22 protein-coding genes are annotated in these 22,059 nt (G+C 66.8%); 5 read left to right on the top strand and 17 right to left on the bottom strand.

Annotated features, from left to right (window positions below; translation table 11 throughout):
- Positions 1-47: 47 nt before the first annotated feature.
- The 8 genes from nusB to AC5LXX_RS04560 form a co-directional block, all read right to left on the bottom strand.
- Positions 48-485, bottom strand: a complete 438-nt coding sequence (nusB, locus tag AC5LXX_RS04525) for a transcription antitermination factor NusB (protein ID WP_124449039.1) — start codon at positions 483-485, stop codon at positions 48-50.
- Positions 482-1,006 (bottom strand): 6,7-dimethyl-8-ribityllumazine synthase, encoded by a 525-nt coding sequence (ribH, locus tag AC5LXX_RS04530; RefSeq protein ID WP_021157084.1) that lies wholly within the window; start codon positions 1,004-1,006, stop codon positions 482-484. The genes nusB and ribH overlap by 4 nt, the downstream gene beginning before the upstream one ends.
- Positions 1,007-1,059: 53 nt before the next feature.
- A complete protein-coding gene (gene ribBA, locus AC5LXX_RS04535; RefSeq protein ID WP_493410626.1) occupies positions 1,060-2,202 on the bottom strand; it encodes a bifunctional 3,4-dihydroxy-2-butanone-4-phosphate synthase/GTP cyclohydrolase II in 1,143 nt (380 codons plus the stop codon).
- A 192-nt stretch (positions 2,203-2,394) separates the two neighbouring features.
- Positions 2,395-2,913, bottom strand: a complete 519-nt coding sequence (locus AC5LXX_RS04540) for a DUF1993 domain-containing protein (RefSeq protein WP_124449035.1) — start codon at positions 2,911-2,913, stop codon at positions 2,395-2,397.
- Between the two features lie 345 nt (positions 2,914-3,258).
- Positions 3,259-3,888, bottom strand: coding sequence for a riboflavin synthase (locus tag AC5LXX_RS04545; RefSeq protein ID WP_493410627.1), 630 nt, complete (start codon positions 3,886-3,888; stop codon positions 3,259-3,261).
- Positions 3,889-3,902: 14 nt separating this feature from the next.
- The gene (gene ribD / locus AC5LXX_RS04550) at positions 3,903-5,024 is read right to left on the bottom strand and encodes a bifunctional diaminohydroxyphosphoribosylaminopyrimidine deaminase/5-amino-6-(5-phosphoribosylamino)uracil reductase RibD (protein WP_493410628.1); all 1,122 of its coding nucleotides are present in this window, start codon (positions 5,022-5,024) and stop codon (positions 3,903-3,905) included.
- Positions 5,025-5,039: 15 nt separating this feature from the next.
- On the bottom strand, positions 5,040-6,323 hold the full coding sequence (gene hemL / locus AC5LXX_RS04555; protein ID WP_048024194.1) for a glutamate-1-semialdehyde 2,1-aminomutase: 1,284 nt from the start codon (positions 6,321-6,323) through the stop codon (positions 5,040-5,042).
- 193 nt (positions 6,324-6,516) lie between these two features.
- A complete protein-coding gene (locus AC5LXX_RS04560; RefSeq protein ID WP_493410629.1) occupies positions 6,517-6,969 on the bottom strand; it encodes a hypothetical protein in 453 nt (150 codons plus the stop codon).
- 225 nt (positions 6,970-7,194) lie between these two features.
- On the opposite strand from AC5LXX_RS04560, the gene AC5LXX_RS04565 reads away from it, so the two are divergent.
- A complete protein-coding gene (locus AC5LXX_RS04565; RefSeq protein WP_493410630.1) occupies positions 7,195-8,412 on the top strand; it encodes a Bcr/CflA family multidrug efflux MFS transporter in 1,218 nt (405 codons plus the stop codon).
- 104 nt (positions 8,413-8,516) lie between these two features.
- On the opposite strand, the gene AC5LXX_RS04570 is transcribed toward AC5LXX_RS04565, so the two are convergent.
- The 3 genes from AC5LXX_RS04570 to zwf form a co-directional block, all read right to left on the bottom strand.
- The gene (locus tag AC5LXX_RS04570; protein ID WP_124449019.1) at positions 8,517-10,445 is read right to left on the bottom strand and encodes a bifunctional transcriptional regulator/glucokinase; all 1,929 of its coding nucleotides are present in this window, start codon (positions 10,443-10,445) and stop codon (positions 8,517-8,519) included.
- The gene (gene pgl / locus AC5LXX_RS04575) at positions 10,423-11,103 is read right to left on the bottom strand and encodes a 6-phosphogluconolactonase (protein ID WP_493410631.1); all 681 of its coding nucleotides are present in this window, start codon (positions 11,101-11,103) and stop codon (positions 10,423-10,425) included. Before pgl ends, AC5LXX_RS04570 begins: the two co-directional genes overlap by 23 nt.
- 88 nt (positions 11,104-11,191) lie before the next feature.
- On the bottom strand, positions 11,192-12,661 hold the full coding sequence (gene zwf / locus AC5LXX_RS04580; protein ID WP_493402534.1) for a glucose-6-phosphate dehydrogenase: 1,470 nt from the start codon (positions 12,659-12,661) through the stop codon (positions 11,192-11,194).
- Positions 12,662-13,092: 431 nt separating this feature from the next.
- Here zwf and AC5LXX_RS04585 point away from each other — a divergent pair, with 431 nt between their 5' ends.
- From AC5LXX_RS04585 to AC5LXX_RS04600, 4 genes are all read left to right on the top strand, one after another.
- Complete coding sequence (locus tag AC5LXX_RS04585; RefSeq protein ID WP_493410632.1) at positions 13,093-14,340, top strand: ABC transporter substrate-binding protein; 1,248 nt, start codon at positions 13,093-13,095, stop codon at positions 14,338-14,340.
- Positions 14,341-14,478: 138 nt separating this feature from the next.
- Complete coding sequence (locus AC5LXX_RS04590) at positions 14,479-15,417, top strand: carbohydrate ABC transporter permease (protein ID WP_042977917.1); 939 nt, start codon at positions 14,479-14,481, stop codon at positions 15,415-15,417.
- Complete coding sequence (locus AC5LXX_RS04595) at positions 15,407-16,264, top strand: carbohydrate ABC transporter permease (RefSeq protein WP_011544828.1); 858 nt, start codon at positions 15,407-15,409, stop codon at positions 16,262-16,264. Before AC5LXX_RS04590 ends, AC5LXX_RS04595 begins: the two co-directional genes overlap by 11 nt.
- Before the next feature lie 112 nt (positions 16,265-16,376).
- Positions 16,377-17,495, top strand: coding sequence for an ABC transporter ATP-binding protein (locus AC5LXX_RS04600; RefSeq protein WP_124449011.1), 1,119 nt, complete (start codon positions 16,377-16,379; stop codon positions 17,493-17,495).
- Between the two features lie 142 nt (positions 17,496-17,637).
- Here the strand turns inward: AC5LXX_RS04600 and AC5LXX_RS04605 are convergent, their stop codons facing one another.
- The 6 genes from AC5LXX_RS04605 to trxB form a co-directional block, all read right to left on the bottom strand.
- Positions 17,638-17,838, bottom strand: a complete 201-nt coding sequence (locus AC5LXX_RS04605) for a hypothetical protein (protein ID WP_493410633.1) — start codon at positions 17,836-17,838, stop codon at positions 17,638-17,640.
- 13 nt (positions 17,839-17,851) lie between these two features.
- A complete protein-coding gene (locus AC5LXX_RS04610; RefSeq protein ID WP_493410634.1) occupies positions 17,852-18,676 on the bottom strand; it encodes a hypothetical protein in 825 nt (274 codons plus the stop codon).
- 2 nt (positions 18,677-18,678) lie between these two features.
- Complete coding sequence (locus tag AC5LXX_RS04615; RefSeq protein WP_493410635.1) at positions 18,679-19,248, bottom strand: PAAR domain-containing protein; 570 nt, start codon at positions 19,246-19,248, stop codon at positions 18,679-18,681.
- A 167-nt stretch (positions 19,249-19,415) separates the two neighbouring features.
- Positions 19,416-20,066 (bottom strand): trimeric intracellular cation channel family protein, encoded by a 651-nt coding sequence (locus AC5LXX_RS04620; RefSeq protein ID WP_493410636.1) that lies wholly within the window; start codon positions 20,064-20,066, stop codon positions 19,416-19,418.
- A complete protein-coding gene (locus AC5LXX_RS04625; RefSeq protein ID WP_124449008.1) occupies positions 20,026-20,805 on the bottom strand; it encodes a Smr/MutS family protein in 780 nt (259 codons plus the stop codon). Before AC5LXX_RS04625 ends, AC5LXX_RS04620 begins: the two co-directional genes overlap by 41 nt.
- Positions 20,806-20,940: 135 nt before the next feature.
- Positions 20,941-21,903, bottom strand: coding sequence for a thioredoxin-disulfide reductase (trxB, locus tag AC5LXX_RS04630; RefSeq protein ID WP_493410637.1), 963 nt, complete (start codon positions 21,901-21,903; stop codon positions 20,941-20,943).
- Between the last annotated feature and the right edge of the window lie 156 nt (positions 21,904-22,059).

The following is a 22,059-nucleotide window of genomic DNA, read 5'->3' on the forward strand; positions in this document are numbered from 1 at the left end:
AAGAATGAAAAACGGGCGCTTGCGCGCCCGTGGACCGGCAAACGGTGTCAGCCGTTGCGGCGCGCCTGCGTTTCGGCGGGGCGCAGCTTCGCGGCGAGCTTGTCGAGCACGCCGTTCACGTACTTGTAGCCGTCGGAGCCGCCGAACGTCTTCGCGAGTTCGACAGCTTCGTTGATGATCACGCGGTACGGCGTTTCGACATGGTGCGTGAGCTCGAACGTCGCGATCAGCAGCACCGCGCGTTCGACCGGCGACAGCTGGTCGATCGGACGGTCCAGCGACGGCGTCAGCGCTTCGACGAGCGTGGCATGCTCGCGGATCACGCCGTGCAGGATCGCGTCGAGCAGCTCCTTGTCAGCCTTGTCGTAACCGAGCGCGCCGCGCAGTTGCGCGTCGATCTCGCCCGGGGACGCGTTCGACAGCAGCCACTGGTAGAGGCCTTGCGTCGCCAGCTCGCGCGATTGTCGGCGGGCGCTCTTCTTCATGCGCGCTCCTCTTCGTCGTCTTCGTCTTCGTCTTCCTCTTCGTCCTCGTCGTCATCGCCGAGCTGGTCGAGGGCCATCGTCAGGTTGGCCATCTCGACGGCGACACGTGCGGCGTCACGACCCTTTTCGGTCATGCGCGCGACGGCCTGCTCGTCGTTTTCGGTCGTCAGGACCGCGTTCGCGATCGGCAGGTTGAAGTCGAGGCCGATGCGGGTGATGCCCGCGCCGCTCTCGTTCGACACGAGTTCGAAATGGTAGGTCTCGCCGCGGATCACCGCGCCGAGCGCGATCAGCGCGTCGAACTGGCCGCTTTCCGCGAGCTTCTGCAGCGCGAGCGGGATTTCCAGCGCGCCGGGCACCGACACGAGCAGCACGTCTTCACCGGTGACGCCGAGGCGTTCCAGTTCTTCGACGCATGCGTCGGCGAGGCCGTTGCACACGGGCTCGTTGAAGCGCGATTGCACGATGCCGATACGCAGGCCGTCGCCTTCGAGATTCGGTTGGTATTGTCCGATTTCCATGATCTGGTCCGTGGTGTGGATGAACGGTTATAGGGCGAAAGCGTCGTGGCGGGTTACGCGTTGGACGCCGGGCAGGACTTGGCTTCGCCGCCGGGCATCGGAATGAAGCCCGTGACTTCGAGGCCGTAGCCGGACATGCTGCCCAGCTTGCGCGGATTCGACAGCACCTGCATCTTGGCGACGCCGACATCGCGCAGGATCTGCGCGCCGATGCCGAACGTCTTGAAATCGACCGGCCGGCGCTTGAGCGCGGCAGCCCTTTCTTCCTCGTCGAACGCCTTGAAGACGTCGATCAGGTGTTCCTTCGTGTCGCCGCAGTTGAGCAGCACGATCACGCCGAGGTCGCGTTCCGCGATCTCGCGCATCGCGGCGTCGAGCGTCCACGAGTGGGTCGACACGCCCGTCTCGAGCAGGTCGAGCACCGACAGCGGCTCGTGCACGCGCACCGGCGTATCGACGTCGGGCGACGGCGTGCCGCGCACCAGCGCGATGTGCGGCGAGCCGCTCGGCTGGTCGCGGTACAGCACCGCGCGGAACGTGCCGTGCGCGGTCTGCATCGTGCGCTCGGCGATCCGCTCGATGATCGATTCGGTGCGGCTGCGGTACTGGATCAGGTCGGCGATCGTGCCGATCTTCAGGTTGTGTTCCTTCGCGAACTCGATCAGGTCCGGCAGGCGCGCCATCGTGCCGTCGTCCTTGATGATCTCGCAGATCACCGCGGCCGGCGTGAGGCCCGCGAGCGCGGTGAAGTCGCAGCCGGCTTCGGTGTGGCCCGCACGCACGAGCACGCCGCCCGGTTGCGCCATGATCGGGAACACGTGGCCCGGCTGCACGATGTGCTCGGGGCGCACGTCGTGCGCGACCGCCGTGGCGATCGTGTGCGCACGGTCGGCGGCCGAGATGCCGGTCGTCACGCCTTCGGCCGCTTCGATGCTGACCGTGAACGCGGTGCCGTACTGCGTGCCGTTGCGGTAGGTCATCAGCGGCAGGTGCAGCTGCTTGCAGCGTTCCTGCGTCAACGTCAGACAAACCAGGCCGCGGCCGTACTTGGCCATGAAGTTGATCGCTTCCGGCGTGACGAATTCGGCGGCGATCACGAGGTCGCCCTCGTTTTCGCGGTCTTCTTCGTCGACCAGGATCACCATCCGGCCGGCTTTCAGCTCGGCGATGATGTCGAGCGTGGAGGCGAGCGTCATAAAGGGGCGAGAAAGAGGAAAGTGCGTATTTTACGCCAGCCGGACGGCGTTTCGGCTGGCATGGGCTGCGCGCGGCGGGCAAGCGCTCCGGAAAGCGTCGCGGGCGGCCTGCGCGGCAGGCCCGGCGGGCCGCCGCGCGTGGCCGGCACGCGGGTGCGGACGGGTGCGTGCCGGGTCGACCGCGGCCGAGCGTCAGGCGTGCTGGTCGCGCCCGCCGAGGTAGTCGAGCTTGCCGAGTTCGACGCCGCTGTGGCGCAGGATGTCGTACGCGGTCGTCACGTGGAAGAAGAAATTGGGCAGCACGAAGCCCAGCAGGTACGACTGGCCGGTGAACTCGATCGGGCCGACGCGCATCTTCAGCACGATCTGGCGCGCCTCGCTGCCGTCGATCTGCGCGGCGTCGAAGCCTTTCAGGTAGTCGATCGTCTTCTGGATGCGTGCGTGCAGCTCGTCGAAGGTCTGCTCGACGTCGGGAAAGCTCGGGATCTCGGCGCCGGCGAGCCGCGCGGCGCAGCCCTTGGCCGTGTCGGTCGCGATGTAGACCTGGCGGACGAGCGGCAGCATGTCCGGGTAGAGGCGGGCACCGATGAACACCGACGGATCGATCTGCTTCTCGGCCGCATGCGCCTGCGCCTTGCCGAGGATGTGCTGCAGGTTGGTCAGGCCGCGGATCAGGACGGGCAGCGAAGCCTGGTACATCGAGATGGACATGGGAACGACTCCTGTGGGAAGAGGGGCGGCCGGTGCGCGGCGCGTCGTGCGTTGCGGCGTTGAAACCGCTGTCGATGCATCTTAGCGCGACGGCATGACCCGTGCGCGTCGTTGGCCATTCGGCCGGGAATCGTTAGACCAAACGGCCGAGGGCCGGGCGGGAGCGGTTTGGATCACGCCGGAATGGCACCCTGACGAGCACCGGGCATCGCTCCGAAAGATTCATGGGACGAAAAACGGGATATGAAGCACCGGTGTGCCATGCCGGGCAGGATGAAAAAAACGGCGACCGTCCGCACCCGGATATCGGGCCGTCGGCCGCCGTTTCGAGGGGCGCCGCTGCGATCAGTCCTGATGCGCACCCTGCGACGACGACAGCATCCGCTCCACATACCGCGCGATCATGTCGACTTCGAGATTCACCTTGTCGCCGGCCTTCACATGGCGCAGCGTCGTGACCTCGACCGTATGCGGAATCAGGTTGATCGAGAATTCGCAGCCGTCCGCGCGATCGTCGATCGTGTTGACGGTCAGGCTCACGCCGTTGACCGTGATCGATCCCTTGTAAGCGAGATAGCGGCCGAGCTCGCGCGGCGCGACGATGCGCAGTTCGTGCGATTCGCCGACCGGCGCGAAGCGCGACACGGTGCCGAGGCCGTCGACGTGGCCCGACACGATGTGCCCGCCGAGACGGTCGTGCGCGCGCAGCGCCTTCTCGAGGTTCACTTCGCCGGGCTGCGCGAGGCCGACCGTGCGGTTCAGGCTTTCGCGCGACACGTCGACGTCGAATGTGGTGTCGGTCTTGTCGATCACCGTCATGCACGCGCCCTGGATCGCGATGCTGTCGCCGAGCGCGACATCGGCGAGATCGAGCCCGCCGGCCTGCACGGTCAGGCGCACGCCGGCATCGGCCGACGTGCCGAGCGGGCTGATCGATTCGATGCGGCCGACGGCCGCGACAATTCCGGTGAACATCGTGGCGACTCCGTTCAACGAGGGGTGTCGGGCGATGCGAAACGCGCGAGGATCCGCAGGTCGTCGCCGATCCGCTCGACCCCGTGGAACGCCAGTCGCGTGCGGGCCTCGAGATTCGCCGGCGCGGCGAGGTCGAACATGCCGGCCGCGTCGGTGCCCAGCAGGCTCGGCGCGAGATAGACGAGCAATTCGTCGACGCACTGTTCGCGCAGCAGCGAGCCGTTCAGCTTGTGGCCGGCCTCGACGTGCAATTCGTTGACGCCGCGCGCGCCGAGCGCCGCCAGCATCGCGGGCAGGTCGACCTTGCCGTGCGCATTCGCGAGCGGCACGATTTCCGCGCCGCGCGACTTCAGCACGTTCGCACGCATTTCACCGCCGGCGTCGAGCCGGCCGCAGAAGATCAGCAGCGGGGCGCCTTCGAGCAGCCGCGCGTCGAGCGGCAGGTCGAGACGGCTGTCCACCAGGATGCGCTGCGGCTGGCGCGGCGTGTCGATGCCGCGCACGGTCAGCAGCGGATTGTCCTCGCGCACCGTGCCGATGCCGGTCAGGATCGCGCAGGCGCGCGCACGCCACGCGTGCCCGTCGAGGCGCGCGGCCTCGCCGGTGATCCACTGGCTTTCGCCTGACGGCAGCGCGGTGCGGCCGTCGAGCGATGCGGCGGCCTTCATCCGCACCCACGGGCGGCCGCGCGTCATCCGCGACACGAAACCGACGTTCAGCTCGCCGGCTTCGTGCGCGAGCAGCCCGCAGCGCACGTCGATGCCCGCGTCGCGCAGCATGCCGAGGCCGCGCCCCGATACCTGCGGGTTCGGGTCTTCCATCGCGGCGACGACCTTCGCGACGCGCGCTTCGATCAGCGCGTTCGCGCATGGCGGCGTGCGGCCGAAATGGCTGCACGGCTCGAGCGTCACGTAGACGGTCGAGCCGGCGACGTCATAGCCGCGCGAGCGTGCATCCTTCAGCGCCTGCACTTCCGCGTGATCCTGGCCGGCCGGCTGCGTGAAGCCTTCGCCGATCACGTCGCCGTCCTTGACGATCACGCAGCCGACGCGCGGATTCGGCGCCGTCGTATACATGCCGCGCGCCGCGAGCGCGAGCGCGCGCTGCATGTGGGCGAAATCGATATCCGAGAACATGCGCGCGGCCCCGGGTCAGGCAGCGAGTGCCGCGAAGGCGCGGCGCGCGGCCGCGAGCGTCGCGTCGATCACCGCGTCGTCGTGCGTGCTCGACACGAAACCGGCCTCGTAGGCCGACGGTGCGAAGTACACGCCTTCGTCGAGCATCAGGTGGAAGAAGCGGTTGAAGCGTTCGGTGTCGCTCTTCGTGACTTCCGCGAAGCTGGTCGGCACGCGCTCGGCGAAGTACAGGCCGAACATCGCGCCGATCGAGTCGGCCGCGAACGGCACGCCGGCCGCGCGCGCTTCCGCCGCGAGGCCGTCGGCGAGACGCTTGGTCTGCGCGGTGAGCGCGTCGTAGAAGCCCGGCGCCTGGATCAGCTGCAGCGTCTTCAGCCCTGCGGCGACCGCGATCGGGTTGCCCGACAGCGTGCCGGCCTGGTAGACGCCGCCGAGGGGCGCGAGGTGGGCCATGATGTCGCGGCGGCCGCCGAACGCGGCGGCCGGCATCCCGCCGCCGATCACCTTGCCGAGGCAGGTGAGGTCGGCCGCGATCCCGTAGTACGCCTGCGCGCCGCCGAGCGCGACGCGGAAACCGCACATCACCTCGTCGAAGATCAGCACGGCGCCGTGCTTCGTGCACAGCGCGCGCAGCGCGTTCAGGAATTCGGGCGTGCCGCGCACGAGGTTCATGTTGCCCGCGACGGGCTCGACGATCACCGCGGCGATCTCGTCGCCGAACGCGCCGAAAGCTTCCTCGAGCGCGGCGACGTTGTTGTATTCGAGGACGGTCGTGTGTTTCGCGATGTCGGCGGGCACGCCGGCCGACGTCGGGTTGCCGAACGTCAGCAGGCCCGAGCCTGCCTTGACCAGCAGGCTGTCCGCGTGGCCGTGGTAGCAGCCCTCGAACTTGACGATGCGGCTGCGGCCCGTGAAGCCGCGCGCGAGACGCAGCGCGCTCATCGTGGCCTCGGTGCCGCTCGACACCATCCGCACCTGCTCGATCGACGGCACGAGCTTGCAGATTTCCTCGGCGATCTCGATCTCGGCTTCGGTCGGCGCGCCGAACGAGAAGCCGTCGGCGAGCACGTTCTGCACGGCCGACAGCACTTCCGGGTGGACGTGGCCGACGATCATCGGGCCCCACGAGCCGATGTAGTCGATGTACTGCTTGCCGTCGGCATCCCAGAAATACGGGCCTTGCGCGCGTGCGACGAAGCGCGGCGTGCCGCCGACCGAACGGAAGGCGCGCACCGGCGAGTTGACGCCGCCGGGAATGGTCTTCTGGGCGCGTTCGAAGAGGATCTGATTGTTGGACATGAGCGAAACCTGCGAGAGAAGGGCGTGGGGGCCTGTGCACGGGCCGCGGCGCCTGGGCGGAACGATCGTCTGATTGTACCGGAGACGCGCGCGGCAGGCCCGCCGGCGCTTGTGCGACCGTTCGGCGCGTTGGGGAACGGCCAGGGCCGGAAACGAGGGCCGGATTCCGTCCGGCACCGGGCACCCGGCCCGGCTAGCGCGGCGGCTTGCGCTTGCCGGTCAGTTCGGCCCAGCGCTTTTCCAGCGGGCCTTCGACCATCGGCTTGATCGACGTGCCGGACGTCTGGGCGTCCCAGGTCTGCACCGAATACGGATGGACGCGCAGCGCGTCGCGCGCGATCACGACGTCCTGGTGCGCGTCGACCAGCCAGTCGTAGACGAAGTCGATGCACAGCCGGTAGCCGCGCTTCGTCGACGGATCGGACACCTCGTACGGCGCGCGCGTCACGTAGCCGGAGCCGAACACGCCCTTGGGCTCCTTCGCGACGCGGTGCAGGAACACGCGGTCGCCCGGCAGGATGCTGCGCGCGAAGCCGCAGCCCCACACGTCATGCACGGCCTCGCCGGCCTTCACGCGCGCGGCGACGTCGGGCAGCTCGGGCCACGGCCATTTCTTGGGGCTCCAGATCAGCAGGAAAGCGGTCATCGGTTCGGTCGTGCGTTCAAATGATCAGACGAGAGCGGCAAGCTTAATCGAATCCGCGTGCGATTCCGCGCGCGGGGAGGCTTGCCGGCCCGCCATCGTACGCGGCCGGCGTCACGTAAAAAAGTTGCGCGTACAATCATGGGCCTGAGCGCGCCATCCGTGGCGCGGCCTCCGTCTTCACCGCCACGCGCGCCCCGATGCGCGCGGGCTCCATTCCGGATACCCATGTCTCACGTCGTCCGGCGCCGGCCCGATGCCCGGCTGATCCTGTTGCTCGGCGCGCTCGCGGCCTGCGGGCCGATCGCCACCGACATGTACCTGCCGAGCCTGCCGTCGATCGCCGACGGCTTCTCCGTCAGCCCCGGCGCCGCGCAGCGCACGCTCACGAGCTTCATGGCCGGCTTCTCGGTCGGGATGCTGCTGTACGGCCCGCTGTCCGACACGTGGGGCCGCCGTCCCGTGCTGCTCGGCGGCATCGCGCTGTTCACGCTCGCGAGCATCGGCTGCTTCGTGTCGGGCTCGATCGACATGCTGATCGTCGTGCGCTTCCTGCAGGCGCTCGGTGCCGGCGCCGCGTCGGTGCTCGCGCGAGCGATCGCACGCGACGCGCACGAGCCGAGCGATGCGGCGAAGGTGCTGTCGATGGTCGCGATCGTCACCGCGGTAGGGCCGCTGCTCGCGCCGCTGATCGGCGGCCAGATCCTGCGTTTTTCCGGCTGGCGCGGCGTGTTCGTCGTGCTGGCCGTGTTCGGCGCGATCTGCGCGGCGACTGCCTACCTGCGCGTGCCCGAAACCTGGCCGAAGGAGCGGCGCAAGAGCACGGCCGTGCTCGCGTCGTTCGCGTCTTACGGGCGCATCCTGTCGGACCCCGTCGCGTGGGGGCATATGCTGTGCGGCGGGATGGCGTTCGCGGCCATGTTCTCGTACATCACCGCGACGCCGTTCGTGTACATCGAGTATTTCCACGTGTCGCCGCAACACTACGGGCTGCTGTTCGGCCTGAACGTCGTCGGCATCATGATCGGCAACTTCGCGAACACGCGCCTCGTCGGCCGCATCGGCTCGCTGCGCATCATCGCGGCCGCGTCGCTCGTGAGCGCCGTCGCGTCGCTCGCGGTTGCGCTCGTCGCGCTGACGGGGTGGGGCGGACTGTGGTCGATCGTCGTGTGCCTGTTCTTCGTCGTCGGCGTGGTCGGGATCCTGTCCGCGAACTGCACGACCGACCTCATGCACCGCTATCCGCACAACGCGGGCGCGTCGGCGGCCGTATTCGGCGCGATGCAGCTCGCGCTCGGCGCGCTGGCAAGCGTCGCGATCGGCGCGCTCGCGGACGGTACGCCGTTCGCGATGGGCGTGACGATCGGCGTGTCGGGTCTGCTGTGCTTCGCCGGGCGCTATCTTGTGCTGCGCTGGCACGGCCGGCCGGTGAAAGCGGGCGCCTGAACCGCGCCGCCCGCCGGGTCGCACAATGAAAAACGCCACCGCGCGCGATGCGCCGGTGGCGTTTTTCGTTGGGACGCGTGAAGCGGCTGACGCCGCGCCGTGCGCTAGTCCCGCGCGACGTCCTTCGCCGCCGGCGACGCGCCGTGGCTCAGCCAGTCGAGCACGTCGGCCGTTTCGTCGTCGCTCGCGCGCGCCTTCGCCTGCGCGACGGCTTCGGGCAGTTCGCCGTTCGTCGACGCGCGACGGATCGCGACGCCGACCGCGAGGATGTCGATCATCAGCAGATGCAGGACCCGCGAGATCATCGACAGCTGCGACTCGCGCATCTCGATGTGGTCGGTTTCGAGCGCGACGGTCGCGCGCTTCGCGAGCGGCGTGTTGCTCGACGTGATCGCGATCACCTTCGCGCCGGCCTGCATCGCGACGTCGAGCACGCGCAGCAACTCGGGCGCGCGCCCCGACTTCGACACCGCGACGATCACGTCACCCTTGCCGAGCAGCGCGGCCGATGCGGCCTGCATGTACAGGTCGCCGTACGCGATCGTCGGAATGCCGAAGCGGAAGAACTTGTAGTGCGCGTCCTGCGCGACGATGTTCGAATTGCCGAGCCCGTAGAACTCGATGCGCCGCGCGCCGTTCAGGATCTCGATCGCGTTCTCGACGTGCTCGAAATTCAGGTGCTCGCGCAACTGCAGGATCGCGGACACCGTGTTGTCGAGCACCTTCGCGCCGAAGTCGGTGGCCGTGTCGCCGAGATGCACCTGGCTGTGGCTCATCGGAATCGTGCCGGTGAGGCCGGTCGCGAGCTTCAGCTTGAAATCCGACAGCCCCTGGCAGCCGAGCGAGCGGCAGAACCGGATCACGGTCGGCTGGCTCACGTCGGCCTTGCGCGCGATGTCGACGATCGGATCGTTGATGATCGAGCGCGGATGGTTCAGCGCGAGATCGGCCACGCGGCGCTCGGCCGGCGTCAGCGCGTCGCGCATCTGGCGGATCCGCTCGAACACGGCCGACGACGCACCGCCCGAGCGGTTCGACAATTGCTCGGCGAGGATCGCCGACACGCCGAGGAACGCCGGGTATTCGGCGGTGATCAGGTAGGTCGGGATGTTCTCGAGGTAATGCGTGAAGCGGCCCTTCGCCTCGAAGCGCGCGCGGAACGACGAGCGCGTGAACAGTTCGCCGAGCTTCAGTGCGACGCCGCCGCCGATGTACACGCCGCCGAGCGCGCCGAGCGTCAGCGCGACGCTGCCCGCGAACGCACCGAGAATCCCGCAGAAGCATTCGACCGTCTCGAGCGCGAGTGCGTCGCCTGCATGCGCGCGCTCGACGATCTCGACCGTGTCGACGGTCGCGGCGACGCGCTTCTTGTCGCGCGCGGCGAGCGCGCGATAGATGATCTCCATGCCGGGGCCCGCGCACACGCGTTCGAACGACACGTGCGGAAACTTCTTGCGCGCGTACTGCAGCACCAGGTCCTCGCGCTCGTCCTGCGGCGCGAACGACGCGTGGCCGCCCTCGCTGCCGAGCGCGATCCAGCGGTCGTCGGCCGGAATCAGCCCCGACACGCCGAGCCCCGTGCCGGGCCCGAGCAGCCCGATCACGCTGTTCTGGCGGCGCGCGCCGCCGCCGACCTGCACGCGTTGCGCGTCGGTCAGGCCCGGCAGCGCCATCGCGAGCGCGGTGAAATCGTTGACGACGAGCAGCGTGTCGAAGCCGAGCGCGCGGCGCGTCGCCTCGATCGAGAAGCTCCAGTCGTGGTTGGTCATCGTGACCTGGTCGCCGTCGACCGGGTTCGCGATCGCGATCGCCGCGTGGTTCACGCGGCTGATCTTCACGTCCTTCAGGTACTTGCGGATCGCGTCGGTGATCGTCGGATAGTCGGCGCCGGGATAGACGCGGATCTGCGTGATCTCGCCCGGGCCGGTTTCCAGCGCGAAGCGCGCGTTGGTGCCGCCGACGTCCGCGAGCAGGCGCGGGCCGTCGGCATGCTGACCCGCGACGACCGCCTTACTTTGCGCACCAGTAGACATCGAGCTGGGTCCCCTTGTCGTTGGCCAGTTGGGAAATCGCGTTCTTCTGCAGCGACGCGGCCGCGGCGTCGAGCACTTCGCGCTTGCGGGCGCCGGCGATCAGCAGGAACAGCCGGTCGACGTGCTTCAGCGCATCGAGCGAATAGCTCACGCGTGCATGGGGTGCTGCGCCGGGATGCACGGCGACGAACCGTTCGGGCGTCGTGATCGCGTGGTCCCATTCGGGCGCGTCGGCGAAGATCGACGCGGTGTGGCCGTCCTCGCCCATGCCGAGCACGGCGACGGTCGGCACGCGGTAGTCGGCGTTCGCGTTCAGCGCGGCGACGTGCGCGTCGAGCGTGCTGCGCGTGTCGACGAGCGGCAGGAAGCGGGCAGGGGCCGCCGCGTGCTGCAGCAGCGTGTCGCGCACGAGTTGCGCGTTGCTGGCCGCGTCGTCGTCCGGCACCCAGCGGTCGTCGACCAGCGTCACGTCGACGCCGGCCCAGTCGAGCGCCGCGTGCGACAGCGTGTGCAGGAACGGGCGCGGGCTCGTGCCGCCGGACACCGCGAGCGTCGGGCGCGCGGGGCCGGCGAGCGCAGCGCGCAGCGCCTCGCCGACGGCGCGCGCGAGCGCCTCGCTTTGCGCTTCCTGGGTGTCGAAAGCGTGGATCTCGATCACATCTCCTCCGGACTGCTTTGTCTGTTCAAATCGTACGAATCGTGGGGCACGTCGCCGCGTTTGGTGGTGTGCGCGGCAACGGCTTGCATCAGTTTTCTTCTTCGAGCCAGCAGGTGTCGTGCTGCGCGAGCATCGCGCTCGCCGCGGCCGGCCCCCACGTGCCTGCCGCGTACGGCTTCGGCGGCTTCAGCGTGCGCGCCCATTCGTTCAGGATAGGCTCGACCCAGCGCCATGCGGCCTCCTGTTCGTCACGACGCACGAAGAGCGCGAGCCGGCCGTTGATCACGTCGAGCAGCAGGCGCTGGTACGCCTCCATCTGCCCTTCCTTGAAGAACTGGTCGAACGCGAGGTCGAGGTGCACGCTCGCGAGGTTCATCCCTTCGCCGGGCTGCTTCGCGAGGCAGTACAGGCGGATCGTCTCGTTCGGCTGCAGCCGGATCACGAGGCGGTTCGAGCCGGGGCGCAGCGCGGTCGGGCCCAGCGCCGAGTGCGGCACCGGGCGGAAGTTCACGACGATCTCCGCGACGCGGTCGGCGAGACGCTTGCCGGTGCGCAGGAAGAACGGCACGCCGGCCCAGCGCCAGTTTTCGATCTCGACCTTCAGCGCGACGAAGGTTTCGGTCTGGCTGTCGGGCTTCACGCCCGGCTCGGTCGCGTACGCCGGCACCTGCGCGCCCTTGATCACGCCCGCATGATACTGGCCGCGCACGGCCACCTTGCCGATGTCGCGCGGATCGACGGGTTTCAGCGCGCGCAGCACGCGCAGCTTCTCGTCGCGCACCGAGTCGGAATCCATCGAATGCGGCGGCTCCATCGCGACGATCGACAGCAGCTGCAGCAGGTGGTTCTGCACCATGTCGCGCAGCGCGCCCGTATTGTCGTAGAAATCGCCGCGCGCCTCGACGCCGAGTTCCTCGGCGATCGTGATCTGGATGCTTTCGACCCATTCGCGGCGCCACAGAGGCTCGAACAGCGCATTGCCGAAGCGCAGCGCGAGCAGGTTCTGCACCGGCTCCTTGCCGAGGTAATGGTCGATCCGGTAGATCTGGCCTTCCGTGAAGATCTCGCCGACCGCGTCGTTGATCGCGTTCGACGATTTCAGGTCGTAGCCGAGCGGCTTCTCGAGCACGATGCGCGCGCCTTCGTTCAGGCCAACCGACGCGAGCGCGTTGCAGATCGGCACGAACAGCGACGGGCCCGTCGCCAGGTAGAACACGCGGATGCCCGGCAGCGATGCGATCGCGTCGCGCAGCACGACGTAGTCTTCCGCACGGCCGAGGTCGAGCTTCACGTACTCGATGCGATCGAGGAAGGAGGTCCACGCCGCTTCGTCGAAGGCCTTGCCGGCGGCCTTCGCCGCATGCGGCTTCACGTGCGTGTCGACCCATTCGAGATAGGCCGCCCGATCCGATTCATGTCGCGCCACGGCGACGATCCGGCCGCCCGCCGCCAGCATGTTCGCGCGGTGCGCTTCGAACAGTGCGGGCAGGATCTTGCGCATCGACAGATCGCCGGTGCCGCCGAAAAGTACGAAGGTAAAACTGGAATCGGTATGCATGTGTCTCCGCCGTGTTGGGGGTGCTCGGAAGCGATCCGTAGTGCGATAAAAATATTTTTGACACTGAATTGTAGTTTAACTACAATCCGCCGCAAGGGGTAGCACCTGGGTGAAGAAAAAAAGATGTGCGGTCGATGAGCTGCGCGAGCTTCGCCTTCGGGAACGCCTTGTGCCGAATGTTATCGGACATTGGCGGCGCGCATCGTCCGCGCGCCGTCGGCCCCGGGCTCGCGTCGCATCATCGCGGCGGGCCAGAAACACAAAGAGGAGACACGCCGTTGAATCTCGATTCACGCTTTCTGTAAGAGCCCGGCCGGTCATCGGCCCCGTACGCTGCATGCGTCCCGCGGCTCGATTTCCCCGTCGTCATCAAGAAGCCGGTTCCCGGTCAGGGAACCTCACGAGTTGATTCAGTCTGGAGGAGATAAGTAATGAAAGTTCGCTCGATCATGGGCGCGCTCTGCGCCGCGGGTCTGATGGCTGGCGCCGTGGCGGCGCAGGCAGCCGAGAATGTAACCGTGCTGCACTGGTGGACCTCGGGCGGCGAGTCGAAGGCCGTCGGCGTGCTGAAGGACGACGTGCAGAAGCAGGGCTACGTGTGGAAGGACTTCGCGGTCGCGGGCGGCGCCGGCGCCGCGGCGATGACCGCACTGAAGACCAAGGTGATCAGCGGCGATTCTCCGTCGGCTGCGCAGATCAAGGGCCCGCTGATCCAGGACTGGGCCGACCAGGGCGTGCTCGTCAACATCGATTCCGCTGCCGGCGACTGGAAGCAGAACCTGCCGCCGGAAATCGACAAGATCATCAAGTACAAGGGCCATACCGTCGCCGCGCCGTTCTCGGTGCACCGCGTGAACTGGCTGTACATCAACAAGGCCGCGCTCGACAAGGTCGGCGCGAAGGTGCCGACCACCTGGCCCGAATTCTTCGCGGTGGCCGACAAGCTGAAGGCCGCGGGCATCCAGCCGGTCGCGATGGGCGGCCAGCCGTGGCAGGACCTGACGCTGTGGGAAGACGTCGTGCTGTCGCAGGGCCCGGCGTTCTACAAGAAGGCGCTGGTCGACCTCGACCAGGCGACGCTGACGTCGCCGCAGATGCTGTCCGTGTTCGACACGGTGCGCAAGATCCAGGGCTATTTCGACACGGGCCGTAATGGCCGCGACTGGAACCTCGCGACCGCGATGGTCATCAACGGCAAGGCCGGCATGCAGTTCATGGGTGACTGGGCGAAGGGCGAGTTCGAGAACGCCGGCAAGAAGGCGGGCAAGGACTACATCTGCGCACCGGTGCCGGGCACCGCGAATTCGTACACGTTCAACGTCGATTCGTTCGTGTTCTTCCAGCAGAAGGGCGAGAAGAACGCGACGCCGGGCCAGCTCGCGCTCGCGAAGACGATCATGACGCCGGACTTCCAGGAGCAGTTCAGCCTGCTGAAGGGCTCGGTGCCGGTGCGTCTCGGCGTGAAGATGGACAAGTTCGACGACTGCGCGAAGAAGTCGTATGCCGACGAGCAGACCGCGATCAAGTCGGGCGGCTTCGTGCCGTCGCTCGCGCACGGGATGGCGCAAGGCGACGCGACCGCCGGTGCGATCACGGACGTCGTGACGAAGTTCATGAACTCGCAGCAGGATTCGAAGAGCGCGGTCGCCGCGCTCGCGAAGGCCGCGAAGGTCAAGTAACGCGCGCCAGGCGCCCGGCCGGAAACGCTTCATCGGCCGGGCGTTTTTGCATGTGCAGCAAACGGGCTCGCCCGCGGGCCCGTGCCGTACCCGGCGCCGGCCCGGCCTGCGTCGCCCTCGTTCCAGGAGTCGAATCAAGTGGCTGCCCCTCTTAGCGGAAACGGATCCGGCGCTGCCGCCGCACGGCGTACGTCGCCGATGTCGGCCTTCGCCGACCGCTGGATCCCGAAGCTCGTGCTCGCGCCGAGCGTCGCGATCGCCGTGGTGTTCATCTACGGCTTCATCCTGATTACCGGCTATCTGTCGCTGACCCGCTCGCGGCTGTTGCCCAACTACGAATTCGACGGCTTCGGCCGTTACACGGACCTGTTCCAGAACGACGTGTGGTGGACCTCCGCCGCGAACCTCGGCTGGTTCGGAATTCCGTTCATCGCGATCTGCGTCGGCCTCGGGCTGTTCCTCGCGATCCTGCTCGACCAGCGGATCCGCAACGAAGGCGCGCTGCGCGCGATCTTCCTGTACCCGATGGCGCTGTCGTTCATCGTCACGGGCACCGCGTGGCAGTGGATCCTGAACCCGGGCCTCGGCCTCGAGAAAGTGATGCACGACTGGGGCTGGACGAGCTTCTCGTTCGGCTGGCTCGACGATCCGGACAAGGCGATCTTCTGCGTGGTGATCGCGGCCGTGTGGCAATCGACCGGCTTCGTGATGGCGCTGTTCCTCGCAGGGCTGCGCGGCGTCGACGCGGAGATCTTCAAGGCCGCGCAGGTCGACGGCGCGACGCTGCCGACCATCTACCGCAAGATCGTGATCCCGAGCATGCGCCCGGTGTTCTTCTCGGTGCTGCTGATCCTGTGCCACATCACGATCAAGACCTTCGACCTCGTCGTCGCGCTGACGGCAGGCGGGCCGGGCACGTCGTCGTCGCTGCCGGCCATGTTCATGTACACGTTTTCGTTCAACCGCGGCCAGCTCGGGCTCGGCGCGGCGTCCTCGGTGATGATGCTCGCGACCGTGGTCGCGGTGCTGGTGCCGCTGATGTATATGGAATCGAGGAGCACCCGCAATGCAGCCTAAGATGACGATCAGCCGGGCAGTGATCTATGCGGCACTGATCCTGTTCGCGCTGTATTTCCTGTTCCCGATCTACGTGATGCTGTCGACGTCGTTCAAGGATCTCGACCAGCTGCGCACCGGCAACCTGCTGACGCCGCCCACCACGTGGACGGTCGATCCATGGGTGAAGGCATGGAGCGGGGCGTGCACCGGCGTGCGTTGCGACGGGATGAAGCCGTTCTTCCTGAACTCGCTGCAGATGGTGATCCCGGCCGTGCTGATCTCGTCGCTGATCGGCGCGTTCAACGGCTACGTGCTCACGCACTGGCGCTTTCGCGGCGCGGACGCGCTGTTCACGATGATGCTGGTCGGCTGCTTCATCCCGTTCCAGGTGATTCTGCTGCCGATGGCGCGCCTGCAGGGGATGCTCGGCCTCGCCAACACGATTCCGGGCCTCGTGTTCGTGCACGTCGTGTACGGGATCGCGTTCACGACGATGTTCTTCCGCAACTTCTACGTAAGCGTGCCGGCCGAGCTCGTGAAGGCCGCGCGTATCGACGGCGCAGGCTTCTTCACGATCTTCACGAAGATCCTGCTGCCGGTGTCGCTGCCGATCTTCATGGTGTGCCTGATCTGGCAATTCACGCAGATCTGGAACGACTTCCTGTTCGGGATCGTGTTCTCCGGCGTCGATTCGATGCCGATCACGGTGGCGCTGAACAACCTCGTCAACACGTCGACGGGCGTGAAGGAATACAACGTCGACATGGCCGGCGCGATCATCGCCGCGCTGCCGACGCTGCTCGTCTACATCGTCGCCGGCCGCTACTTCGTGCGCGGGCTGACGGCGGGCGCGGTGAAGGGGTAGGCGCGGCTTTATCCGATACGACGAACCGGCCGCGCACGACGCGCGGCGCATCGAAACGAACCCGACGCGGCGCCCGAGTGCGCCGCGCGAGACGAGACAGAGGATTCACAGCATGGCAAGCCTTTCCATCCGTGACGTGTACAAGACCTACCCGAACGGGGTGCCGGTCCTGAAGGGTGTCGACATCGAGATCGAGGACGGACAGTTCCTGATCCTGGTCGGCGGATCGGGCTGCGGGAAGTCGACGCTGCTCAACATGATCGCCGGGCTCGAGACCGTCACGAGCGGCGAGATCTGCATCGACGGCAAGGTCGTCAACGACCTGTCGCCGAAGGATCGCGACATCGCGATGGTGTTCCAGTCGTACGCGCTGTACCCGTCGATGACGGTGCGCGAGAACATCTCGTTCGGCCTGAACATCCGCAAGGTGCCGAAGAGCGAGCAGCAGCAGATCGTCGACCGCGTGTCGCAGATGCTGCAGATCCAGCACCTGCTCGATCGCAAGCCGGGCCAGCTGTCCGGCGGCCAGCGCCAGCGTGTCGCGATGGGCCGGGCGCTCGCGCGCGATCCGTCGCTGTTCCTGTTCGACGAGCCGCTGTCGAACCTCGACGCGAAGCTGCGTATCGAGATGCGCGCCGAAATCAAGCTGCTGCACCAGCGCCTCGGCACGACGATCGTCTACGTGACGCACGACCAGATCGAGGCGATGACGCTCGGCGACCGGATCGCGGTGATGAAGGACGGCGTGGTCCAGCAGTTCGGCGCGCCGCAGGACATCTACGATTCGCCGTCGAACCTGTTCGTCGCAGGCTTCATCGGCGCGCCGCCGATGAACTTCATCAACGGCCGGCTCGTGGAGCAGGGCAGCGGCGTTGCGCTGGAGATCGACACGGGCGTCGCGCGCGGCGCGCTGAACCTGCCGTTCGATGCGGGCAAGCTGAAGGCGCACGTCGGCCGCGAGGTGATCCTCGGCCTGCGCCCGGAGCGCATCACCGACGTGCGCCACGCGCACAACGGCGACGCGTCGCACCTGCAGCCGCTCGACGTGCGCGTAGACGTGACCGAGCCGACCGGGCCGGACACGCACGTGTTCGCGCAGGTGAACGGCAAGCGCATCGTGAGCCGCGTGCACCCGGCCGCGAACCCGCAGCCGGAGCAGACGCTGTCGCTGCTGTTCGACGTGTCGAAGGCCGTGCTGTTCGATCCGGCGACGGAAGAGCGGATCGCGTGAGGTAAGTGGGATCGAGGCATAGATGGCGCGTCCGGATCATTGTTCGATCCGGATGCCGTCGATTGCCGCGATTCATGGACACGGCGGATTTGTCCGAGCATCTGCCATGGCCTGCGCGCGTCGTGATAGCCGCCGGAGGCGATCACGGACTCGGCAGTGACAAGAAGTACGAACCGATCGCGTGCATGAGCGGCATGAACAAAAGGCACGCGAAGACGGCCGGAAAATAAAATATCGAGTGGCGGACGGCGGAGAACAGGCCGGCCACTGCGACGACCAGACAAACGATCGCGAGTGCGCCGAACAGGTCGCTATCCGCGATTACCGAAAAGAACACGCGCATCCTTGCCTCGACGTTACTGATTGAATGCGGCGAAATTCCAGCGATACAGCTGGAATTGCTTTAGAAAGTCCTTCACTTCGGCGCCTGTCGTCTCGTTTCTGTAGTCCCACCCCTCCTCGCCGGGTGCGTAGTACCCGTTTTCGACGCCCATACCTGCATAACTGGCGCTTTGCGGATCTGCACGATTGCGGCCGAGTATCCTCATGATCGTCGTAAACGGACGCACGATCACACCGCTCGAGTTTCCCTGCATGATCGAAACGGACGAGGGCGAGGTGTTCGTGACCAACTGAACATGATGCCCGATGCCTGCGCGATCATTGGCCTGTACGAGCATGTCTCCTGGGAGGAGTGACTCGGCCGTCGAAAGTCGTACGGTATTCGAATCGGTGCGTTGTGTGTCCGGTGCGCCGAAAGTCAACGACACCATCTCGGCGAAACCGTACATCGTTGAATCGTATCGCTGGTGTTCCGATTCGCCGTAGACCTCCACGTTTCGATAGCTGCGTACACCGGTGGTCAACTTGAGCGGCAATCCCCGCAGGGCGGCGAACTGGACAAGCAACCGTAACGCGAAATCCTCGCATGTAAATCGATTCGTGCGCGTGCTGCCGTTGCGGTCCCAGTACGTTTCCGTCTGCAGTTGTTTTGCCAGTTGTGGAACTGCGCGCTGGTATTCGGCGACGTCGGCGTCGGTCCATGTGCGGACCGTTTTCCAGAATGTCTTGAATCGGACGGTGACGGGCTTCGGCGACGGATCGTTTGTCGGCGTGGTCTTGTGTGCCGCGATCCGCTTGTATCGATTGCCTTCAGGAGAAACGTGGACGCGTTCGGGCATGGCTATTCCGCGAGATAGATTGTGATGTTTTCGGCACGTGAGGTGGACGCGAGCAGGTGCGTTTGTCCATGCGCGTCCGTTCGCCCGTATTCAAACGCCCCGGTGTCTCGCTGCAATGCATAGGCGGCGTCGCTCAGAGGGGCACCCTCGGCGTCCCGAAGAACGAAGCAATCGTTATAGGCGAGCTGGGGCGCTGCCGTGACCGTATCGGTTGTGACGAGTTCGGATTGCATCCGGGGGGCGCAATTCGAAGCTTCTATTTTCCATTGACGGCCGTAACGGGAAATGATGCGAGGAGGGGGCTCACAGCGACATCGGACCCAATCGTTGCTCAGGGCTTGAACTCGTCCAGCGGAAGTGAAGTCGCGCAGTCGCTTTTTGCTCGGCGCGCCGGGGGCCGCTTCAATTGTCCCGACGCTCTCGCATGTGCTGCACCACGCGCGTTGTCCGACGAACGTGATTTTCCGGCGTTTGCCGTCGTCACCTACGATCGTTCCGCACTTACCGCCATCGAGTACGTAGCCGCCGCTGTCCAGCGGATCGTCTTCAACTACCGCGTAAAAAATAGTCACCCCAGTCCACTCGTTCGCGTTTGTTGGGCGAAACGTAACACGGCACTGCGGGGTGTGAAAGGCAAATGTAAATAATTGTGTCTGACAGATCGCGTGTTTTGCGATCATCGGCGTGCGGCGACGAGAGCCCGTTTCGACGGCCCTCGTGACTCAAACGATGCGCGGATTCAATGCGGCAACCGCACGTCGAACTTGAACGTCGCGAGCCGCGCGACGAGGATGAAGCCGGTCGCGAGCAGCACGCTGTACACCGAGTCGAACTGCAGCCACACGAGCAGCAGGTAGAACCAGCAGCCGACGAACGCACAGGTCGCGTACGGCCGCGAGTCGCGCAGGATCAGCGGGATGTCGTTGCACAGCACGTCGCGGACGATCCCGCCGACCACGCCGGTGATCACGCCCATCATCACCGCGATGAAGCGCGGCATCTCGGCGTCGAGCGCGATCGACGTGCCCGAGATGCTGAAGATGCCGAGCCCGATCGCGTCGGCGATCAGCAGCAGCCGTTCGGCCGACAGCCGCGACAGCATCCGCAGCACGAACGGCGCGAACAGCGCGAGCACGAAGATCGCGATCACGTAGTCGTCGTGCACGACCCAGTAGAACGGCCGGCGCTCGAGCAGGATGTCGCGCAGCGTGCCGCCGCCGAACGCGGTCGCGAGCGCGACGACGAACGTGCCGACCGAGTCGAGGCGGTTCTTGCGCGCTTCGATGAAGCCCGAAATCGCGAAGGCCAGCGTGGCGATCGCCTCCAGTACCGCGATCGCGAGCGTCAGCCTAGGATGCGGCACGCGGACCCCGCTCGGCCGGCGCCGCATGCGGCTGCAGCAGCACGAGCACCGCGCCGGCGCCGCCGTCGTTGCCGCGTGCCTCGCAGAACGCGATCACTTCTTCCTTCTGCACGAGCCACGCGCGCACCTTGCCTTTCAGCACGGGTTCCTTGCCGATCGAGCCGAGCCCCTTGCCGTGGATCACGCGCAGGCAGCGCAGCCCCTTCTTGCCGGCTTCGCGGATGAATTCGGCGAGCGCATCGCGTGCCTCGTCGCGCCGCATCCCGTGCAGGTCGATCTGCGCCTGCACGATCCACGCGCCGCTGCGCAGCTTGCGCACGACGTCGCGGCTGATGCCGGGGCGGTGGTAGTACAGCGAGTCGTCGCTGTCGAGCAGCGTCTCGGGATCGAATTCGTCGGACAGCGTCGCGTTCAGCACGGCTTCCTCGTCGCGCTGCGTCTGTTTCGGCACCGGGTCGGGCGGCGTGCGGCCCGACGACGCGCGCGGCGGCGCGTTCAGCGGGCGGATCGAGCCGATTTCGTTGCGGAACAGGTTTGCGTCGGCTTCCGCCTTGCGCTCGGCCTTCGCGGTTTCGACGCGCTCGCGTTCGCGACGATCGGCTTCGCCCTGCAGCGACTTGCGCAATGCGCCGAGGCCCGCGAGGCCCTGGCCGCGCAAGGCGGCCGGATCGGGCGCGGGCGGCGGGGCGGCCGGCGCGGGGTTCACGGGGCGGGCGGCGATCTTCCGCTTCGCGGGATCGCTCGGATGGGGCTGGTTCTTCGCCATGATTCGGTAACGGGGCAGGCGCGTCCGGGCGCGCGGGCAAAAAAAAGCCGCTGCGCGGCGGCAGCGGCTTTCCGGTCGAGCCTGCATCGCGGCAGCGGACGCCATTGTAGCGCCCGGCGCGGCAAGGCTCGCGGCTTACTTCTTGTCGTGCAGGCTTTCGAGGTAGCGCTGCGCGTCGAGCGCGGCCATGCAGCCCGTGCCGGCGCTCGTGATCGCCTGGCGATACACGTTGTCCTGCACGTCGCCCGCGGCGAATACGCCCGCGACGCTCGTCGACGTCGCGTTGCCGTGCAGGCCGCTCTTCGTCAGGATGTAGCCGTCCTTCATCTCGAGCTGGCCCTGGAACAGGTCGGTGTTCGGCTTGTGGCCGATCGCGACGAACACGCCCTGCACGGCGAGATCTTCCGTCGCGCCGGTCTTCACGTTCTTGATGCGCAGGCCCGTGACGCCCGACTCCTCGCCCGTCACTTCGTCGAGCACGTGATCCCACTTGATGTCGACGACGCCTTCCTTTTGCTTCTCCAGCAGGCGGTCGATCAGGATCGGCTCCGCGCGGAACTTGTCGCGGCGGTGGATGACCGTGACCTTCTTCGCGATGCCCGTCAGGTAGAGCGCTTCCTCGACGGCCGTGTTGCCGCCGCCGATCACGGCGACTTCCTGGCCGCGATAGAAGAAGCCGTCGCAGGTCGCGCAGGCCGACACGCCCTTGCCCATGAACAGTTCTTCGGACGGCAGGCCGAGATACTGCGCGGACGCGCCGGTCGCGATGATCAGCGAGTCGCACGTGTATTCGCCCGAGTCGCCGATCAGGCGGATCGGCTGCTCGTGCAGCTTCGCGGTGTGGATGTGGTCGAAGACGATTTCGGTGTTGAAGCGCTCGGCGTGCTCGAGGAAGCGCGCCATCAGCTCCGGACCCTGCACGCCTTTCGCGTCGGCCGGCCAATTTTCGACGTCGGTCGTGGTCATCAGCTGGCCGCCCTGCGCGATGCCGGTGATCAGCACCGGGGACAGGTTGGCGCGTGCCGCGTAGACGGCAGCCGTGTAGCCGGCGGGGCCGGAACCGAGAATCAGGACTTTGGCGTGTTTGGGCGTGGACATGTGCGAATCCGTAAAAGGCGGCCGCGGCGGGCGGGGTAGGGCTCGCCGTACGATCCGGGGTGACCGGGATGCCGTCATAGATGGGTATCAGACGCGCATTATAAAGGCCCCGTTGCTGCGTTGCCGAACGAGAGTTTCAATCGCGGCGATAGTGTC

This window comes from Burkholderia torrens, assembly GCF_984668525.1.

Coding starts and splice junctions, on each gene's coding strand:
- nusB (WP_124449039.1), bottom strand. CDS start 485: ATGAAGAAGAGCGCCCGCCGACAATCGCGCGAGCTGGCGACGCAAGGC.
- ribH (WP_021157084.1), bottom strand. CDS start 1,006: ATGGAAATCGGACAATACCAACCGAATCTCGAAGGCGACGGCCTGCGT.
- ribBA (WP_493410626.1), bottom strand. CDS start 2,202: ATGACGCTCGCCTCCACGCTCGACATCATCGCCGAGCTGAAAGCCGGC.
- AC5LXX_RS04540 (WP_124449035.1), bottom strand. CDS start 2,913: ATGTCCATCTCGATGTACCAGGCTTCGCTGCCCGTCCTGATCCGCGGC.
- AC5LXX_RS04545 (WP_493410627.1), bottom strand. CDS start 3,888: ATGTTCACCGGAATTGTCGCGGCCGTCGGCCGCATCGAATCGATCAGC.
- ribD (WP_493410628.1), bottom strand. CDS start 5,024: ATGTTCTCGGATATCGATTTCGCCCACATGCAGCGCGCGCTCGCGCTC.
- hemL (WP_048024194.1), bottom strand. CDS start 6,323: ATGTCCAACAATCAGATCCTCTTCGAACGCGCCCAGAAGACCATTCCC.
- AC5LXX_RS04560 (WP_493410629.1), bottom strand. CDS start 6,969: ATGACCGCTTTCCTGCTGATCTGGAGCCCCAAGAAATGGCCGTGGCCC.
- AC5LXX_RS04565 (WP_493410630.1), top strand. CDS start 7,195: ATGTCTCACGTCGTCCGGCGCCGGCCCGATGCCCGGCTGATCCTGTTG.
- AC5LXX_RS04570 (WP_124449019.1), bottom strand. CDS start 10,445: ATGTCTACTGGTGCGCAAAGTAAGGCGGTCGTCGCGGGTCAGCATGCC.
- zwf (WP_493402534.1), bottom strand. CDS start 12,661: ATGCATACCGATTCCAGTTTTACCTTCGTACTTTTCGGCGGCACCGGC.
- AC5LXX_RS04585 (WP_493410632.1), top strand. CDS start 13,093: ATGAAAGTTCGCTCGATCATGGGCGCGCTCTGCGCCGCGGGTCTGATG.
- AC5LXX_RS04595 (WP_011544828.1), top strand. CDS start 15,407: ATGCAGCCTAAGATGACGATCAGCCGGGCAGTGATCTATGCGGCACTG.
- AC5LXX_RS04600 (WP_124449011.1), top strand. CDS start 16,377: ATGGCAAGCCTTTCCATCCGTGACGTGTACAAGACCTACCCGAACGGG.
- AC5LXX_RS04605 (WP_493410633.1), bottom strand. CDS start 17,838: ATGCGCGTGTTCTTTTCGGTAATCGCGGATAGCGACCTGTTCGGCGCA.
- AC5LXX_RS04610 (WP_493410634.1), bottom strand. CDS start 18,676: ATGCCCGAACGCGTCCACGTTTCTCCTGAAGGCAATCGATACAAGCGG.
- AC5LXX_RS04620 (WP_493410636.1), bottom strand. CDS start 20,066: ATGCGGCGCCGGCCGAGCGGGGTCCGCGTGCCGCATCCTAGGCTGACG.
- AC5LXX_RS04625 (WP_124449008.1), bottom strand. CDS start 20,805: ATGGCGAAGAACCAGCCCCATCCGAGCGATCCCGCGAAGCGGAAGATC.
- trxB (WP_493410637.1), bottom strand. CDS start 21,903: ATGTCCACGCCCAAACACGCCAAAGTCCTGATTCTCGGTTCCGGCCCC.